The 18461-nt window shown below is 49.6% G+C and carries 15 protein-coding genes; 11 read left to right on the plus strand and 4 right to left on the minus strand.

Annotated features, from left to right (window positions below; genetic code table 11):
* Nucleotides 1–251 precede the first annotated feature (251 nt).
* Both nfuA and CAP50_RS02970 read left to right on the plus strand, forming a co-directional pair.
* Entirely contained in the window at nucleotides 252–935 is a 684-nt protein-coding gene (nfuA, locus tag CAP50_RS02965) for a Fe-S biogenesis protein NfuA (protein WP_075102549.1), read from the plus strand.
* A gap of 285 nt (nucleotides 936–1220) precedes the next feature.
* Nucleotides 1221–2531: an O-acetylhomoserine aminocarboxypropyltransferase/cysteine synthase family protein gene (locus CAP50_RS02970; RefSeq protein ID WP_075102550.1), complete on the plus strand. Its 1311-nt coding sequence runs from the start codon at nucleotides 1221–1223 to the stop codon at nucleotides 2529–2531.
* A gap of 110 nt (nucleotides 2532–2641) precedes the next feature.
* On the opposite strand, the gene CAP50_RS02975 is transcribed toward CAP50_RS02970, so the two are convergent.
* Together CAP50_RS02975 and rsmI are read right to left on the minus strand one after the other, a co-directional pair.
* On the minus strand, nucleotides 2642–3661 hold the full coding sequence (locus CAP50_RS02975) for an adenosine kinase (protein WP_100749024.1): 1020 nt from the start codon (nucleotides 3659–3661) through the stop codon (nucleotides 2642–2644).
* 57 nt (nucleotides 3662–3718) lie between these two features.
* Entirely contained in the window at nucleotides 3719–4618 is a 900-nt protein-coding gene (gene rsmI, locus CAP50_RS02980; RefSeq protein ID WP_100749025.1) for a 16S rRNA (cytidine(1402)-2'-O)-methyltransferase, read from the minus strand.
* A gap of 169 nt (nucleotides 4619–4787) precedes the next feature.
* Here rsmI and CAP50_RS02985 point away from each other — a divergent pair, with 169 nt between their 5' ends.
* The 8 genes from CAP50_RS02985 (at nucleotide 4788) to hisC (ending at nucleotide 13253) form a co-directional block, all read left to right on the plus strand.
* Entirely contained in the window at nucleotides 4788–5273 is a 486-nt protein-coding gene (locus CAP50_RS02985) for a YraN family protein (RefSeq protein WP_100749026.1), read from the plus strand.
* Between the two features lie 221 nt (nucleotides 5274–5494).
* Complete coding sequence (locus tag CAP50_RS02990; RefSeq protein ID WP_100749027.1) at nucleotides 5495–6340, plus strand: BON domain-containing protein; 846 nt, start codon at nucleotides 5495–5497, stop codon at nucleotides 6338–6340.
* 332 nt (nucleotides 6341–6672) lie between these two features.
* Entirely contained in the window at nucleotides 6673–7686 is a 1014-nt protein-coding gene (locus CAP50_RS02995; protein ID WP_100749028.1) for an alpha/beta hydrolase, read from the plus strand.
* 163 nt (nucleotides 7687–7849) lie between these two features.
* On the plus strand, nucleotides 7850–8095 hold the full coding sequence (locus CAP50_RS03000) for a BolA family protein (protein WP_192994740.1): 246 nt from the start codon (nucleotides 7850–7852) through the stop codon (nucleotides 8093–8095).
* Between the two features lie 154 nt (nucleotides 8096–8249).
* Nucleotides 8250–9527 carry a UDP-N-acetylglucosamine 1-carboxyvinyltransferase gene (murA, locus tag CAP50_RS03005; RefSeq protein WP_100749030.1) on the plus strand — a complete coding sequence of 426 codons (1278 nt, stop codon included), beginning with the start codon at nucleotides 8250–8252 and terminating at the stop codon, nucleotides 9525–9527.
* 199 nt (nucleotides 9528–9726) lie between these two features.
* Nucleotides 9727–10419: an ATP phosphoribosyltransferase gene (hisG, locus tag CAP50_RS03010; RefSeq protein ID WP_075102594.1), complete on the plus strand. Its 693-nt coding sequence runs from the start codon at nucleotides 9727–9729 to the stop codon at nucleotides 10417–10419.
* A 284-nt stretch (nucleotides 10420–10703) separates the two neighbouring features.
* Nucleotides 10704–11999 (plus strand): histidinol dehydrogenase, encoded by a 1296-nt coding sequence (gene hisD, locus CAP50_RS03015; protein WP_100749031.1) that lies wholly within the window; start codon nucleotides 10704–10706, stop codon nucleotides 11997–11999.
* Nucleotides 12000–12110: 111 nt separating this feature from the next.
* Complete coding sequence (gene hisC / locus CAP50_RS03020) at nucleotides 12111–13253, plus strand: histidinol-phosphate transaminase (RefSeq protein ID WP_100749032.1); 1143 nt, start codon at nucleotides 12111–12113, stop codon at nucleotides 13251–13253.
* Nucleotides 13254–13327: 74 nt separating this feature from the next.
* Here hisC and CAP50_RS03025 read toward each other — a convergent pair whose 3' ends face one another.
* Entirely contained in the window at nucleotides 13328–14971 is a 1644-nt protein-coding gene (locus CAP50_RS03025) for an anthranilate synthase component I family protein (RefSeq protein ID WP_100749033.1), read from the minus strand.
* A 3-nt stretch (nucleotides 14972–14974) separates the two neighbouring features.
* Nucleotides 14975–16210: a beta-ketoacyl synthase N-terminal-like domain-containing protein gene (locus CAP50_RS03030; RefSeq protein ID WP_100749034.1), complete on the minus strand. Its 1236-nt coding sequence runs from the start codon at nucleotides 16208–16210 to the stop codon at nucleotides 14975–14977.
* Between the two features lie 627 nt (nucleotides 16211–16837).
* Between CAP50_RS03030 and CAP50_RS03035 the strand changes: the two genes are divergently transcribed.
* Nucleotides 16838–18019: an EcsC family protein gene (locus CAP50_RS03035; RefSeq protein WP_100749035.1), complete on the plus strand. Its 1182-nt coding sequence runs from the start codon at nucleotides 16838–16840 to the stop codon at nucleotides 18017–18019.
* The last annotated feature ends 442 nt before the right edge of the window (nucleotides 18020–18461 follow it).

Consider the following 18461-nt stretch of genomic DNA (forward strand, 5'->3'; position numbering starts at 1 on the left):
GACACAGGGCAAGGCTATCTGCAAGCGGTGTTAATTCACAGTGGGGCAGTCGGAATTGTCGCCTGAATACGCTATAATAATGAGTATAAATGCCACAAAGCCTTGGTGGGCGTGAGCAACCCGTGACAGACACGCCCATCAGATGATAAATCGGTGCAGTTGGTACCCCCTTATATCGTTACACACTCTACATTCACGACACAGTAGCCACGACAGGTATCGCGTTTGTGTCATAACACATAGGAAACATTATGAGTGAGCACAATCAAGCTGCTAATCAGTTGGATCAGTCAGCAGACTATGAGTCAGCGCTAGATACTGAGCAAGCGGACGTAAAAAGTAACATCACTATCACAGAGTCGGCGCAAGGTTATTTGGCCGATTTGTTGGCCAAGCAAGACACCGACGGTATCGGTGTCCGTATTTTTGTTGAGCATCCAGGTACGCCGCGTGCCGAGTGCTGCATGGCGTACAATCAGCCAGGCGAAGAAGACAGCGCAGATTTGGTGCTCACGTATGACGATTTTTCGGCATTTATTGAGGCGGCTTCAGTGCCGTACTTAGAAGATGCGGTGATTGATTATAATAAAGACCGTTTTGGTGGGCAGCTCACCTTCCGTGCGCCAAACTCAAAAGTACCAAAGGTCGGTGCTGATGCCAGTGTCGAAGAGCGTATCAACTATATCTTGCAATCAGAGATTAACCCAGGCTTGGCCGCGCACGGCGGTATGGTGGACTTGCTAGAGCTGATCGACGAAGAAGGCGTTGGTCTGACAGCCGTGCTAAAGTTCGGTGGTGGCTGTCAGGGCTGCTCAGCGGTGGATATGACCTTGCGCCAAGGTGTCGAAGTCCAGCTTAAGCAGCAGATTCCTGAGCTGACGCAAGTGGTTGACGAAACCGACCACAGTCGTACTGAAAATGCGTATTATAAATAATCGGCGCGGCAAAGTCGCTCAAACCATTCAGCTTAGACAACGCTACTTAAGTCTTAAATAAAGCTACTTAGATCAAATAGTATGGTCGCTTATGAGTTTTTGTCATTAAGAGATGAATGATTTGCTATTCTTTTCATAAAGAAGTTGAGTTATGATTAACTCAGCTTTTTTTATGCCTATCGTTTTTGTAGACGGCGTTTAGCGACAGCGGCGTGAAGATAACGATTTGACATTTTTTATCATGATATCCTTATTGAATCATAAATACCTACATAGGAGCACAGTATGAGTGACGGACAGCCAGACCAGCAAAACCAGAATACACCGCGTCTTGAAACCTTGGCCATCCACGCCGGATACCAAGTTGAGCCAACGACTAAAGCGGTCGCCGTACCCATTTATCACACCAGCTCATACGCGTTTGACAATACCCAGCACGGTGCTGACTTGTTTGATCTCAAGGTTGCAGGCAATATCTATACCCGTATCATGAACCCAACCAATGCGGTACTAGAAGAGCGGGTGGCTGCATTAGAAGGCGGTATCGGGGCGCTGGCGGTGGCGTCAGGCATGGCGGCCATCACGTATGCCATTCAGACGATTTGTGAAGCGGGTGATAATATCGTTGCGGTATCGACGCTATATGGCGGTACTTATAATTTGTTTGCTCATGCGCTACCGCGTCAAGGCATCGAAGTACGTTTTTTTGACCACAAAGAGCCAGAAGCAATTCGCGATCTTATCGATGATAAGACCAAGATGGTTTTTGCTGAGAGTATCGGCAATCCGCTGGGCAATATCGTAGATATCCAAGCGCTAAGTGATATCGCTCACGAGTATGGCGTGCCTGTGGTAATCGATAGTACGGTTGCGACGCCTGCGCTCTGCCGCCCGTTTGAGTTTGGCGCGGATATTGTCATTCATTCATTGACCAAGTACATGAGCGGTACAGGCACCTCGATCGGCGGCGCGATTGTCGATAGTGGTACGTTCCCTTGGGGCGACTATCCTGAGCGCTTCCCGCTGCTTAACACCCCAGATGAGAGCTATCACGGTGTCAATTTTGTCAAAGACGTCGGCGCTGCGGCGTTTATCGCTCGTGCCCGTGTGGCACCGCTACGCAATACTGGGGCGGCAATCAGCCCATTAAATGCTTTTGGTATTTTGCAAGGTATGGAGACGCTCAGCCTACGTATGGAGCGCCATGTACAAAACGCCCAGGCCGTCGCTGAGTATCTGCGCGACCATGACAAAGTCGCGTGGGTTAAGTACGCAGGTCTATCGGACCATCCTGAGCACGAGCTGGCCAAAAAATATATGAAAGGCACGCCTTCTGCTATTTTAACCTTTGGGGTAAAAGGCGGGCTGGAGGCTGGCGCCCGCTTTATCGATGCGCTGCAGATGATCACGCGCTTGGTCAATATCGGTGATGCCAAATCGTTGGCGTGTCACCCAGCGACCACCACCCATCGCCAGCTCAATGAGCAAGAGCTTGCCAACGCTGGGGTCAGTGCTGACATGGTGCGTCTCTCTATCGGTATCGAGCATATCGACGACATCAAAGCCGATCTGGCACAAGCATTGGCTGCGGCTTAATATCGTCATACTGGCCATACCCGTACGCTATTTATGCGTCAAAAAAAAGCCCATATCGATAAGATATGGGCTTTTATTTGGCACGAAATATCGCTTAGATTGTATGTTTATTAAGCGGATAATACGCGCTGCGCAATCTCTTTATAGTCTTGGGAGGCAAGGCGCGGGCCAAATTGCTGAATGACTTGGGCGGCGACAGCGCTTGCCAGACGACCACACTCAGGCAGGCTATAGTGCTGCGATAGCGCATATAAAAAAGCGCCCGCGTAGTTATCACCTGCGCCATTGGTGTCGATGACATTGGCCACCGCTGGCGTGGCGACTTCATAAATCTCCAGCTCTGAGTAATCATCTGACTTATGAGCGATGATTGCGCCATTCGCGCCATCGGTGACGACTGCGGTCTGGCAATGCTCAAGGAGCGCGCGGGCGGCGGCTTTGATTTGTTTTTTGTCAGTAAATAGCTTGGCCTCTTCGCTATTACAGAATATCACTGCAACTTTATTGCCGAGCATATTGAGTAGGCCTTCTTTGGCAAACTTCACCACCGCAGGGTCGGCGAAGCTCACCGCGATTTTGGCGTTATGAATACCTGCTTGCTGGCGCAGCTTGGTCATCGCAGGTTGGATGCTCTCAGTCATCGCCAGATAGCCCTCTAGATACAGCCAGTCGGCTTGCGTCAGCGCGTCAAAATCGACGTTTTCTGCTGTGATGTCGCTTGAGGTTCCAAGATAGGTTTGCATGGTACGCTCGCCATCTTCGGTCACCGCCACCACACAAGAGCCTGTGACGCCGCCTGTATGTACGGATTTTTTTGAAGTAGCGACGCCTGCAGTGTGCAAGTCTTTTAGATAAAACTCACCTTGAGCATCATCACCGACGCGGCAAGCATAAAACGGCTTGCCACCGAGGCTGGCAAAGGTGTACATGGTATTGGCCGCTGAGCCGCCACCCGCTTGTTTTGAAGGTGCGATTTCTGCCAGTTTGAAATACGCCAGTAGCTGCTGCTGCTCCTCGATAGCTGCCAGTGTCATATTGCCTTTGGTCAGATCCGTCTCTTCTAGGGCAGCATCGGACAGTAGGTACTCGTGGTCCACCAAGGCGTTGCCTATCGCCATTACATCGTACATTTGCTCTCTCCTCACTCAATGATTAATTTGTTGGTATAGTATTTTTATAACCACAAGCTATTTTGCTTGTAGCTCAAGCAGGCGCTGATAGAGTGCGTTTTTTTTCACGCCAGTGATATCAGCGGCCAAGGCGGCGGCTTTTTTGACCGATAAATCCTCCAGTAGACGTTGTAGTAACGCATCGTGCACACTGATGTCGTCGGCGTCTTGTGCGGTATTGGCACCTGCGACTACCAAGACGATTTCGCCGCGCTGCTGATTGTCATCGGCTTTGACAAACTCAATCAAGTTGCCAAGCGTGCTTTTGTGCACGGTCTCAAAGGTTTTGGTCAGCTCACGGCAAAACGCCACTTCACGATCATTGCCAAATATCGCCGCCATGTCCGCTAAGCTTGCCAGAATGCGGTGCGGCGCTTCATAAAATATCAAGGTTTCGGTGCGTGTCGTTAAGGCGGTCAGTTGTTTTTGGCGACCGTGAGTTTTGGCAGGCAAAAACCCAATAAAGCTAAAGCGATCTGATGGCAGCCCTGCGACCGATAGCGCGCCAATGGCAGCCGATGCACCCACCACAGGTGATACTCTCACGCCAGCGGCATGCGCTGCTTGTACCAACTGATAGCCTGGGTCACTGACCAGTGGCGTGCCAGCATCACTGATCAAAGCGACGGAATGGCCTTGCTGGATCATCTCGATAATCTTTGGCGTTTGGATGGCGCTGTTGTGCTCATGATAGGCCCATAGCTTATTATGCGCTTTGGGCGCGTCAGCCTCGCTACTGTTGTCTTTGGTATGGATACCAAAGTGCGATAGCAGTTTGCCGGAGGTGCGGGTGTCTTCACAGGCAATGATGGCCACTTGTTTTAAGACATCGATGGCATGCGGCGTCATGTCGCTCAGATTACCAATCGGCGTGGCAACGATATATAAACAAGCTGGCATCGCGGTAGGGATGGACATGAAAACCTCTTATAAAAGTCGGGCATACAATATAGCGCCATGCTCTATCTTGGCGTTTGATGTGTGGTCTTTAGCACAACATCATAATAAAGACCGTAATAGACCCATGAATGCAAGCCATGGCGACAGATCATAGATATAGACAAGGCGCAAAAGTGGTTAGTTTATCATGTTGTGCTATGATAATTCTGAAATGTTCAGCAGGTATCTTGCTCTTATGACCCATCACAAACCCTTACGCCTTAGCTCGCCCAAGCAGCGTCAAGGCAGCTTGTTTGAGCAGCGCGCTTGTGCGTTTTTGCAGGCGCAAGGCTTGACGCTGATTGCACAAAACTGGCAACAACCCAAAATCGGTGAGCTTGACTTGGTCATGCTAGAGACGGGCGCGGCATGGTCGACCCTAGTATTTGTTGAAGTGCGTCAACGGCGCCAATCAGGGTTTGGCGATGCGCTGCTGAGCGTCACCAAATCCAAGCAAAACAAACTTATCAAGGCGGCGCGCTATTTTTTGCAGCAGCACCCTGAGTATAGAGATTTTGATTGCCGGTTTGATATCATTGCTTATGATACCGCAGGCAAGCACAAACTCGCAGAAGCCCACATATCTGAGTCGCCGCAGTGGCTGATAGGCGCGTTTATGGCAAATGCGTGGTAATACTTGGTAAGGCGCGCTTGGTGCTGATTCTTGTTGTATTAATGGGCCTGAGCGTGCGCGAGCGATGCGAAGGTGTTTGTCGGTTGAGTTATCGTTACCAAAAGCCTAAGCGTTCACCCAAAAAATTGAGTAAAGTAGCTCAATAAAAAAGCGATGGCATGTCTTGCGTATCAATCATCGCCAATATCTTACTTATTTCATCAGGCTCTAAGAGGTAAATCATGACACGGATGCACTTGCGCACTGCTATTTTTGGCTCATCATACCGCATGACGATAGGCGCTGTGCTGCTGGCAAGCGTCATTAGTACGGGTTGTACCACCAATTATCTGACCAACAGTACTCAAGGGACTTATGGTGTGCCCATGACTGAGCGTACCATTCCGCAGCGTCTGCTGGATCGTAGCATCGAACACACTGCCAAAATCAATGTCTATGGTCTAAAAGAAGACTTGCAGCAGACCAGCCGCATGAGTATCGATAGCTTTAATAGTGAAGTGCTGCTGAGCGGTGAGGTGCCAAGTGCTGCGATCAAGACGGAGATAGAAAACGTCGTCAGCTCCATGCCAGACGTGCGCCGTGTCTATAATGAGCTGACCGTCAGTGCCTCAAAGGGTTATAGCTCGACTGTCCATGATGGTTATATCACCTCAAAAATGCTGGCAAAAGTCGCGACAAGTAACGGCGTCAAAGCATCCCAAATCAAGGTGGTGAGCAACAACGGCGTGGTCTATGTCATGGGGCGTGTGACACCGACGCAGCAAAGCCACTTAATCGATATCGCCAACAACACCGTAGGAGTGACCGAGCTTGTGCTATTGACGACCGTTGTCGATGATAGAGGGGTAAAGATTGGTGAAGACGATATTATGTATGAGGACAATCTGGCCAATCCGGCGTTAGCGCCAGTTGTACAGCGCTCGGCTGCCGCGCGCGTTGCTGATGAGCCGAGCAGTGCAGTCGCGCCCAGCCCAGCCCGCGCCACCACGCCTATAGTGGTGACCGAAGCGGGTACGCCTATCGACTCCTCTGCTAGTGAGAATGTCGATATTTATCAAAATCCGTAAATACCTCGTGCGATCGTGAGCCAGTGCCTCGATTGTATTTGGCGCTGATATAGCCGCCGCTGATGACAAGAAGCCTAAACACGAGTAACAGGAAAAACACGAGAAATCTTTTGGCAGCCAGTAAACTGATTTATCTGTAAATGAGTGGTTAGATGAATGGCTATAAATAATCCGCAGTAAGTGACTGATGATACGTGGCTAGCGATAAACGATTGGTGATAAGTGAATAAGGGCTTATGATCAAAGTCGTGAGCCAATGTTGCACCACTCAATGTGTCACACACCCAAGCTGATAAATATGGCTAATAAAGACATAAAAAAGGACACTGGCGATGAAGGATCTCAAAACACGCAAGCGGCATCACGACTATGATGATGGCCACAAGCATCAGCACCGTCGCAAGACAAATGCAAAAAGCGCTGACACTCAAGCAGTAAGTAAGAAGGTGCTAAAAGTGACGGGCGCGGCGCTGCTGGCAATTGGCGGCGCGGTGCTGGCAAGCCAAAGCGCGCAGGCATTATCACCCTTGACTCTCGTCAATGGAATTACCTCAGGCGGCGGTGTGGGGGTCAGCAAAGACATCTTGTACGGCGATCAGCCCTTACAGGATTTAGATATTTATTACCCCAAGTCGTTGACCCGTGCCATGACAGCACAAAGCGCGATCAGTGATCGTTATCCGATGGTGGTGTTTGTCCATGGCGGCTCATGGGAGAGCGGGAGCAAAGAGCAATACGCCTTTGTCGGTCAGAGTTTGGCACAGGCAGGCTATGTCACAGCGGTGATCAATTACCGTAAGGCGCCTGAGCATGTCTATCCCGCTTATGTCAAAGACACCGCGCAGGCGATCGCTTGGAGCCTAAACAACGCGGCCAGCTTGTATGCTGACCCTGCTCGTGTGGCGGTGGTTGGGCACTCTGCTGGAGCGTTCAACGCCGTGGCAGCGGTCGCCAATGAGGAATTTTTGGCCCCTTATCATATCAAGCCAAGCGATGTAGGGGCAGTCGTCGGCATCGCGGGGCCATACAGTTATGACTTTCGTAAGTTTGATAGCGCATCGGCCTTTGCCGCCGCTGCCATGCCAGATGAGGTGATGCCCGATCGTCATATCAAAGGCAAGCAGCCGCCTTATTTATTATTGACGGCCGAAAAAGATGACATCGTCCACGACAGCAATACCATCAAGATGACGCAAGCACTAAAAGCCGCTGGCGTCTCTGTCAAAAACGGTGAAATAGCAAGTGCCAGCCACGCGACCAGTATTGGCGCGATGGCACCGCCGCTACGCTGGGTCAATGATGTGCGCGCGCAAGTGCTTAGCTACCTAGATGACGCCCTTAAATAACGATAAAGGGTGAAAGGCATTGCGGGCACGACTGATTGGTCGCTACTGCATCATAAAACATGGTAAAGCAAGACAATACTGTAAGATAGCCAAACTCTTGTTATAATGTCTTCACTTTATATTCATACCCTATTTTATATTTAAGGCAGAGAGATTTATGAGCATGAACGCTGACGACTTGATTGCATTTTTACAGACTCATTTTCCAGACGCTTTTATTCAAGCGGCCAATCAAGGCAACAAGTTTGATGTGCGCGTGGTCGATGCCAGCTTTGAAGGCAAACGCAGCGTTCAGCGTCAGCAAGCGGTATATGCGCTGGTTAATGACAAGATCGCCAGCGGAGATATTCATGCGCTTAATATTCAAGCATTGACGCCCGCTGAGTGGGACGCTCAATCAAAAGGCTAAACGTCACTCTTTATGATGAGACGTTATGCTTAAGCCTGTTAATTAGACGCCTCAAGCCTATGGCTTCATTTATTGTCTAAATCGCAGGTTTTGGTGGTTTGGTTTTTATTTTTTATATTCATCTTTTTATACTCATCGCTAGGTTGCCACTTTTATGGATCAATTTTTAATCACGGGTAGTAGTCGTATTGCAGGAGAAGTTACGATTTCAGGCGCCAAAAATGCCGCGCTGCCGTTACTTGCGGCCATGATATTGGCTGAGACCCCAACGACATTACATAATGTGCCATCGCTACAAGATGTGCGTACCCTGATTGCATTGATCGGTGGCATGGGCATTCACATTCAAAAACAAGGTGATACGGTCACGTGCGATACCAAAACCATCGATAATTTTTATGCGCCCTATGATCTGGTCAAGACCATGCGCGCATCGATTTTGGTATTGGGGCCGTTGCTGGCACGTTTTGGCGAAGCAGAAGTCTCATTGCCAGGTGGCTGCGCGATTGGCTCGCGTCCTGTCGATCAGCATCTCAAAGCCTTTGAAGCCATGGGCGCTACTATCAGCGTCGAAAACGGCTATGTCAAAGCGCAAGCGCCAAAAGGCGGCAAACTAATCGGCTGTAACTTCTCGTTTGATATGATCACAGTCGGCGGCACTGAAAACGTCATCATGGCGGCCGCCCTTGCTAAAGGTACTACAGTGCTTGGCAACTGCGCGCTGGAGCCAGAAGTGGTGGATTTGGCCAACATGCTGGTCGCGATGGGTGCCAAGATAAGCGGCATCGGTACCTCGACCATGACCATCGAAGGCGTTGAGCGTCTGCATGGTTGTGAGTATTCAGTAGTGGCGGATCGTATCGAGACAGGCTCGTATCTGGCAGGCGCGCTGATGACTCGCGGTGATGTATTGGCCAAAAACACCTCTGCGCTGTTATTGACCCCTGTGTTAGAGAAGTTTGAGGACATGGGCGCGGTGATTACCACAGGTGATGACTGGATTCGCGCGCAAATGACGGGTCGACCAAGACCTGTCAATATCCGTACTCAGCCGCATCCTGGTTTTCCAACAGATATGCAGGCGCAGCTCATGGCGATTAGCTGTCTGGCCGATGGCACCAGTACCTTTATCGAAAATATCTTCGAAAACCGCTATATGCACGTGCCAGAGCTCAATCGTTTGGGCGCATCCATTCAGGTGGACGGTCATGCTGCCGTAGTTACGGGCGTCGAAAACTTTACCGCCGCGCCTGTGATGGCGACCGATTTACGCGCATCGATGTCCTTGGTGATGGCCGCGGCGACCGCTGAAGGTGAGAGCTTGATCGATCGTATTTATCATATCGATCGCGGCTATGAAAACGTAGAAAGCAAACTGCGTGCGCTCGGCGTCAATATCGAACGTATCAATAGCAACAATAGCAACGACTAGGCGGCAGTTTTTTGCTGATTTTTATCAGCAACTACATAAAACCATGCCTTAAGTCAGTCAGACACTGAACGACTCAGTAAACCCTTATGCGTCAAGCACTTCAATGATTGGCGCATGAAGGTTTACTCTAATCGCTTAGCAATGATAAATTCACGCCCCGCTATCGGGGATGCCAACTGTACATGGACACGATGTCATTATGACCGAAGCAAGCACCCGCCAATCAAATGATGGTTTATTAAACCAAGTCAATGAGGAATTTTCAGGCTTAACGCTGGCCTTGTCTAAAGGCCGTATTTTAGAAGAAACCATGCCTTTGCTGCGCGCAGCGGGCGTTGAGTTGTTAGAAGACCCTGAAGCCTCGCGTAAGCTTATTTTTCCGACCTCAAACCCCAATGTACGCGTCTTAATCTTGCGTGCCAGTGATGTACCGACCTACGTCGAGCATGGCGCTGCGGACTTTGGTGTGGCGGGTAAAGATGTACTGCTTGAGCACGGGGCCAACCATGTGTATGAGCTGCTGGATTTGCAGATTGCCCAGTGCAAATTGATGACCGCAGGCGTAAAGGACGCGCCATTGCCCAATCGTCGTCTGCGCATCGCCACCAAGTACGTCAATGTGGCTCGGGCTTATTTTGCCAGCCAAGGCCAGCAGGTCGATGTGATCAAACTATACGGCTCGATGGAGCTGGCACCGCTGGTCGGACTCGGAGACCTCATCGTCGATGTGGTCGATACAGGGAACACCTTGCGTGCCAACGGTCTTGAAGCCCGTGACCATATCTGCGATGTATCGTCGCGCCTCATTGTCAATCAAGTCAGTTACAAGCGTAAGTTTGCCTTGCTTGAGCCAATTTTGGACAGCTTTAAAGACAGCATTGCGAGTGCTTAACATCTCAGTGTTTGATGCCTTAGTGTGTCATTTATCCATACTTGCAAAGACAATGTGCTTCATTGGTAATATTAAGTACAGTGATGCAAATTTTTAAACCAGTTCGGCGCTCTATGATAGGCATAGCGTGCTAAACTGGTTTTGTTGTATGGGTTTGTCAAAACATAAAAGCCCAGTATAATCTAAACCAGACCCTAGCCACAGATACGTATCACAGTATCAGACTCGCTTGTTTTTACTCGTTAATGTTCCGTAGCATACATGCTCAGATATAGGATTAGCTCATGCGCCAGTTAAGTACCCAAGATGCCGATTTTGATAGCCAGTTGACCGAGCTGCTTGCTTTTGAGACGGTCAATGATGCCGATTTGTTAACGACTGTTGATGATATCATCGCGCAAGTGCGTCATCAGGGTGATAGCGTGGTACTGGCATTGACTCAGCAATTTGACCAGCATCCAGCGACTAGCATGCAAGAGCTAGAGCTATCTAAGGAGGCACTTGCTGAGGCCTTTGAGCAATTAGACGATACGGTAAAAACCGCTCTAAGCACGGCTGCTGCGCGCGTACAGAGCTTCCATGAGCGCCAAGTCCAAGACAGCTGGCAGTATGAAGATGCGCTGGGTAACCGTTTGGGGCAAAAAATCACCCCGCTGGATCGCGTCGGCATCTATGTGCCAGGCGGTCTGGCCTCGTATCCCTCATCGGTTCTGATGAATGCTATCCCAGCCAAAGTCGCTGGCGTGAGTGATGTTATCATGGTGGTGCCAGCGCCTAATGGGGTGCTCAATCCACTGGTGCTGGCCGCGGCGCACTTGGCACAAGTAGACCGAGTCTTTACCATCGGCGGCGCCCAAGCGGTTGCTGCGTTGGCATATGGTACCGAGACGATACCAGCCGTGGACAAAATCACCGGCCCTGGTAATAAATACGTCGCTGCGGCCAAGCGTGCGGTATTTGGTCAAGTGGGCATTGATATGATTGCTGGCCCCTCTGAGGTGCTGGTGTACGCAGAAGGGCAGGCGCAAGATCGCGCAGACTGGTTGGCGATGGATTTGTTGTCACAAGCAGAGCATGATCGTATCGCCCAAGCCATCTTTGTGACGACCAGTCGTGAGCAGCTCGACGCGGTGGCGGCTGAAATCGAAAAAGCCTTAAGCGAGCTACCAAAAGCGGATATCGCGCGCGACTCATTACAAAATCGCGGCGCGCTGATTTTGGTCAAAGACCGTGCGGAGGGCATGGCAGTGATCAACCGCGTGGCGCCTGAGCATTTAGAGCTGTCGGTCGATGAGCCTGATGCCTTGCTCGCTGATATTCGTCATGCTGGGGCGATTTTTATGGGACGTCACACTCCTGAGGCCATCGGTGATTACTGTGCAGGCCCCAACCATGTATTGCCGACATCGGGGACAGCGCGTTTTTCTTCACCGCTTGGTGTTTATGATTTTCAAAAAAAATCCTCTATCATCTATTGTAGCGCAGCGGGCAGTAAGCCATTGGCCGAAACGGCAGATATTTTAGCGCAGCGTGAGGACTTAGAGGCCCACGCGCGCTCAGCCCGTTATCGTTATCAATAATCGGCGTGTCAATGAGGGGCGTATGCTTTTACGCCAACGAGCAAGCGTTAGTTTTTCAAATATTAGGTCTGTAAACTTTGATAGTCTTTGTGGCTAATAGTAGGATAACTTATGAATGAGTTAAAGATAGATACCAGACTTTGGTCATCCAAAGCACGTAACTTGTCACCTTATGTACCAGGTGAGCAGCCGCAACATGACAATTTATGTAAATTAAACACCAACGAAAACCCGTTTCCACCCTCACCTAAAGTCGGTGAGGCCATCGCTCAGGTCTTAGCGCAGCAGGCGGATGATTTGCGTTTATATCCAGCGCCTGAGTCTGATGAGCTACGCACCGCTTTGGCTCAGCTATACGACCTTGATGCCAATCAAGTGTTTGTTGGCAATGGTTCAGATGAAGTGCTGGCGCTGGTATTTGCCAGTTTTTTCTTAAAAGAGCGCCCTGTGCTCTCGCCTGACATTGGCTATAGTTTTTATCCTGTGTATGCCCATACTTTTGGTATAGAGCTGGTGCAAATTGCGCTAGAAGACGACTTTAGTATCGATCCGGATGCTTATCGTCAGCCTTGTAGTGGCATCATTATCGCCAACCCCAATGCGCCGACAGGACTGCTGTTATCGCTTGCGGATATTCGTAAGTTGGCAAGCGAGCATTCAAACTCGGTGATTGTGATTGATGAGGCATATATCGACTTTGCGCAAGTAGAAGAGGGCAGTTTGGAGACAGAGGTTTCAGCTGTGAGTCTTATCAACGAGTGCGATAATATTTTGGTCACCCAAACGTTTTCCAAATCGCGTTCACTGGCAGGTTTGCGCGTTGGGATGGCCTTTGGTAATGCCTCATTAATCGAAGCCTTAACACGCATGAAAAACAGCTTTAACAGCTATCCGCTCGATAAATTGGCGCAAGCTGGGGCGACGGCGAGTGTGTTAGATGTAGAGTATTTTGAGCAAACGCGTCAGCAAGTGATCGATTTACGTGAGTCACTGACAGCGAGCCTACAGTCATTGAGCTATCAAGTGCTGCCTTCGCATACCAACTTTGTGTTTGCACGTCCTAAAGAGGGCAATGCCAGCGAGGTCGCCGCCGCCCTACGTGAGCAAGGCATCATCGTGCGTCACTTTGACAAGCCGCGTATCAGTGAGTATCTGCGTATCACGGTCGGTACCGCCGAGCAGCACCAAAGATTGATAGCGGCGCTGACGGTATTGCATGCAGATAGCAACACGATAGATAGCACCGCTGAGTAGGTAGCGCCAATCCCTATCCTATCAGTATCATAACGCAACGCCTGTCAGTATCATACTGTGCAGGCTTTTTTATGTCAGGGTTTTTGCGCCAGCACGTCCAATAGATTGCCCACTTTATCTAGACACTCTTGATATTCAGCAGCGCAGTCAGAGGCCACCGTGATACCGCCGCCCGCCCATAAATTGACCTGCGTGTCTTGCTGCGGCGCATGGCGTGCTTGTAGCGTGCGTATCAGTACATTCCACTGTCCACTTCCATCAAAATTCATATAGCCCATGGTACCGCAGTATGCGCCGCGCGGTGCTTGTTCCAACTCAGAGATGATTTCGACAGCGCGTTTTTTGGGCGTGCCGGTGATAGAGCCTGCGGGTAAGCTACCAAACAACACTGTAAGCGGATGGGCGTCGTCTTTTAGCTCGGCGCGGATGGTGCTGACCATATGATGGACATTACTAAAGCTCTCGATAGCAAACAGCTTGGGTACTTTGACGCTACCGATTTTGGCATACTTGCCCAAGTCGTTACGCAATAAGTCGACAATCATGACGTTTTCGGCGCGATCCTTTTCACTATCGATCAGCTGCTGTTTATAGGCATTATCTTGTGTGGGGTTGGTGCTGCGTGGCATGGTGCCTTTGATGGGTTTGGTGATGATATGATGTTTGCCGCTATTAGGTTCTTTGGTAAAGGTAAAAAACAGCTCAGGCGAGCAGCTTAATAGCTCAAATTGAGTGTTAACGCTATGAGGGTCACGAGCATCGAGGCTATTGTCGCTATTATCAAACCTATCGTCATCATGCGGCTGGGTTTGTAAGTACCCTGCAAAGGGCGCTTGGGTGTTTTGATGGAGCGCTGGTAAATAATCGATCAGACTTGTGGCCTGAGTGGATGTACTTTCGCTCGCCAGCTGTCCTGTCCATTTTTGGGTCAGGTTGATCTGATAGCAGTCGCCTTGCTCTAGGTAGTATTGGGTTTTATCAAAAGCGGCTTGATAGTCATGTTGGTGCCAGCGCGGCTGTAGGGATAATGGCGCAGGCGTTTTTGCAATGCTATTAGTTGCTTTAGATAGCTGTTGTTCTAGTGAGTCTAAGCAGGATATCAGCGAGTCAAGCGTTGGGTCCGTCTCATCTGCTACTGTATATAGCCCTACGGTACGCAGCACCCAGCCATGACCGCTATCGCAGGGCGTCAGATATATGTCGTAATGCCCCAATACCGCACAGGGCTGCGCTGCCAGCTCGATAGCGTCCGCTGGGCTCAGCTCGTAAGCTGCGATGTCATAGCCGATAAACCCTATCAGCCCGTGTTGATAGTGCGGTGGCGCGCTAGGGTCTGCTTGGCTATTTGTGTCGGTCTGATGGGTTTGACCATAGGCAATGAGCACTTCTTGCCAAGCTTCATAGCTCATGGTGCGGTAAGTGGCCGCGTGCTTGTCGCCACGGCGGCGGCCAACGACGGTATAAGCGGCAGGCTGCCTGGGTTCGGGCGTGGTCGCATAGACAGACCAAGCCATTTTGGGCAGCAAGCCAATCACTGGTCGTCCAGCATTGTTTAGCCAAACCAGTTGCCAGTTGGCCTGAGCATCTTGCTTGAGTAAGTGGCGCTGCAGCTTTGGCAACAGCTCAGCTGCACCCAGCGCACCAAAACGCCAGCTAGGGTGAGTAGCTGGCGATGGGGTAGGGTGTTTGTGACTGGTAGAATGAGTGTTTACAGACATTATTTAGGCGTCAAACTTTTTGATGATTAATGTGGCATTGGTACCACCAAAGCCAAAGCTATTGCTCATGATGGTTTCAAGTGATGCGTCACGCTTGTCAGTGACGATATCAAAGCCTTTAGCAGCAGGGTCTAGCTCTTTGACATTAATGCTTGGGGCGATAAAGCCTTCTTGTAGCATGAGCAGGCAATAAATCAGCTCTTGCGCGCCGACAGCGCCGAGACTATGACCAGTCATCGACTTGGTAGAGCTGATCGCAGGTACTTTGCTGATATCACCGTCAAACACCTGCGCGATGGCTTTGAGCTCGGTGATATCGCCCAGTGGCGTACTGGTGCCGTGGGTATTGATATAGTCGACGCTCTCTAGCCCTGCGTCTGCTAAGGCTTGTTGCATACAGCGCACTGCACCTTCGCCGCTAGGGGCGACCATCTCAGCGCCATCAGAGCTGGCACCATAGCCGACGATTTCTGCTAAGATATTGGCGCCGCGTGCCTCGGCATGTTCGAGGCTTTCGACCACCACCATCGCGCCACCTGCCGCGATGACAAAACCGTCACGGTCTTTGTCATAAGCTCTAGAGGCAAGGGTTGGTGTGTCATTATATTGAGTACTGACCGCGCCCATGGCATCAAACATACAAGACTGGGTCCAGTGCTCAGCCTCACTACCACCAGCGAGTACCACATCGGCCTTGCCAAGTTGAATCAGCTCGGCGGCATGACCGATACAATGTGTCGAGGTGGCACAAGCTGAGCTAAGAGAGTAAGACACCCCTTGGATTTTTAGTCCTGTGGCCAGTGCGGCCGATACCGAGCTGCCCATGGTTTTTGGTACTGCCATTGCGCCGACGCCGCGCAGACCTTTGGCGCGCATCGCATCGATGGCACTGACGATGTTCTCTGTCGATGCGCCGCCCGAGCTTGCCACCACCCCAACTCGCGGGTTGCTATTGATGGTCTCAAGTGACAAGCCTGCATGCTCGATGGCGCTCAACGCACTGACATAAGCATAAAGGCTGGCGTCACTAAAAAAACGTTTTAGTTTACGGTCGATGCCACTGGTATCTAGCGTCGACTGATCAATACTGCCGCTGACCTGAGATTTAAAGTCATGCTCAGCATAAGACTCGTTAAAGGTAATACCTGACTGTCCTTGTTTGAGTGCAGCAGTGACAGTGGCCAAATCATGTCCGATACAAGAGACAATCCCTGCTCCAGTGATAACAACGCGGCGCATATTCTATTCCTTCTGAGTAATAATTTTTAGTAATTGCTGTCCCTATATTTTACTTATAGGTCGTCTAGAGCGGGTTTTTATTAAACCTCATCTTTGAGATGAGCAGGCTCTAGATAATGGTGCTGATAATAATAGTAAGTAAGTGATACGATAAGCTTGAGAGTATAGCACTTGAGGCCAGCGCATATGATACCGTATCAGTGCCCCAAAATCTTTGTACAAGTGCAAAATAACCACAAAACTGCCCCAAGCACCAAATAGCGCTACAGCTATAACCAAGAGCGGCCAACAGCACATGCTTATCTGTCAGTATAAAGAATAAAAAAAGCCATAAACACGTTATGCTTTATACTTTTAGATACAAAACTGGTGACGGCAATAACATTGTTGGCACTGACAGGCAGACAGACAATTGATTAAGATGACACATCTTCAAATACTATTTATCATGTATGACGAGTTATCATGTATCACAAACTTGGCGCATGACAAATGGTAATGACAAAACGGCTAGCAATAACAAAACTAAAAAACACCAAAATCAGCATAAAGCTGATAGGCGTTGATTGTTAAACAAATTGATTGTTAAATTATACAATAACCATTCATCATATTAAGGACAACCAGATGGCAAAGCGTAGCACTCTCTCGAAGGGCGTCAGCAGTATCGGCGCATTTACCCGCAATAATTTAGAGCGTATGGGCGCTGTGATTGATGGCATGAATGCCAAAACCAGCAAGCCGCGTCAATACAAAGCCGTAAATTTAGGGGACGACGACTATCAGCAAGACCTGTTTCGTGAGCAGACGTTAAAGGCCACTCAGCAGCTGCTTGGTCCACGTTTTGCTACTTATGGCAAATACGCCAAAAAAGTGGTGCCCAATAGCTTGTTTCAATCGACCCTTGATGGCGCATTTGCTCAAGTGGCCAAGCTCGCCTTTAACTGGAGTCAGATTGATTTGCCTCATGAGCATCGCTTTGCCAATATCGAGAGTTTAGATGACGAGCAGCGTTATGCCTTAGCGACAGATATCGCCAATCAAAACCGCGCACTTGCAACCATGGGCGGTCTGACAGGCTTGGCAGGATTACCAGGACTGCTCGCCGACACTTTATGGTTGCTTTTGGTTTCTCTACGTACCGTTTATCAGCTGGCGGCTGTATACAATAAACCTCTGACCGGCACGCAAGGCATCAAGATGGCTTATGAGCTGCTTGCCAATGCCGACTTGAGTAAAATGCAAGAAAAACAAGCGCTGCTGGCGGGCATAGGCATTGGTAAAGGGCTGCTAGACAATGCACAAAACAACGGCTTGCATAATGAGCTAAAAAACCTCGGCTTAAAAAATAAAAACGTCAATTTTTATGCCGAGCAAGTAGACCGCGTCGCCAGTCAAGTGGGTATTGATTTAGACCAGATTAATTTGTCATGGGTGCGCCGCTTACTGCCCGCCACCGCTGTCGTTATCGGTATGCGTTACAACAGCCAGCTGATTGATGAGGTCATCGGCGTGGCGCAAGCAACCTTTGCTCCAGAAGCCAAATTGGCAAACCGTGCTATCACTGATGACAGCAGTAGTGAAGTGGAGGTTGATAAAGCCGCCGATAATGCGCAAAAAACAGATGAGCAGGCTGAGCAAACAGACGCAAAAAATACAGTCACAGCAAAAGAGTCAGCGAAAAAGGACGCTGAAAATAAAGATACTGAAAGCCAAGAGAATAAAGACACAGCAGATAAAAACGCAAAAAATAACGACAAGGCAAAGGCTGATAAAAAGTCTGCAGAGCAATCGTCCGCTGACAAGTAAGCGCAGCAGCGATAACTAGAGGACGCATTAGAAAGGTTACAGGTTGGCCTTGGGGCCTAGATGGGTCTAAGCGAAGTCTAAGCCTAGCGCAGACGGCTTCGCACGCACTTGAAAAACGCGCCGATGTCGCCATTTATTTCATACCAAGCTTTATCTGCTTGTATGCTTTGTCTATTTTTTTTGCTTATTTACTGGTTTGCATATGACTATTTTGTGATAGGCGCTTAGCCAACACTTTAGCGGTTCTCGCTGCATGATAGTTAGCGAAAAACAGATAAAGTGTTATAGTAAGCAGCTGCATGCATATCTACCACAGGTTGTAAAGTGAAACCATTCATAAGTGGTTGAAATAGCAGCAACAACTCTTTATAATACACTGTCCTAAAAATGGGTGCGTCAAAATCTGGCATTTATGTCAGATAGCTGGCGTGTTTCCCCATTT

The sequence above is a fragment of the Psychrobacter sp. L7 genome (assembly GCF_002810365.1).
In the GTDB taxonomy this organism is placed as follows: Bacteria; Pseudomonadota; Gammaproteobacteria; order Pseudomonadales; family Moraxellaceae; genus Psychrobacter; species Psychrobacter celer.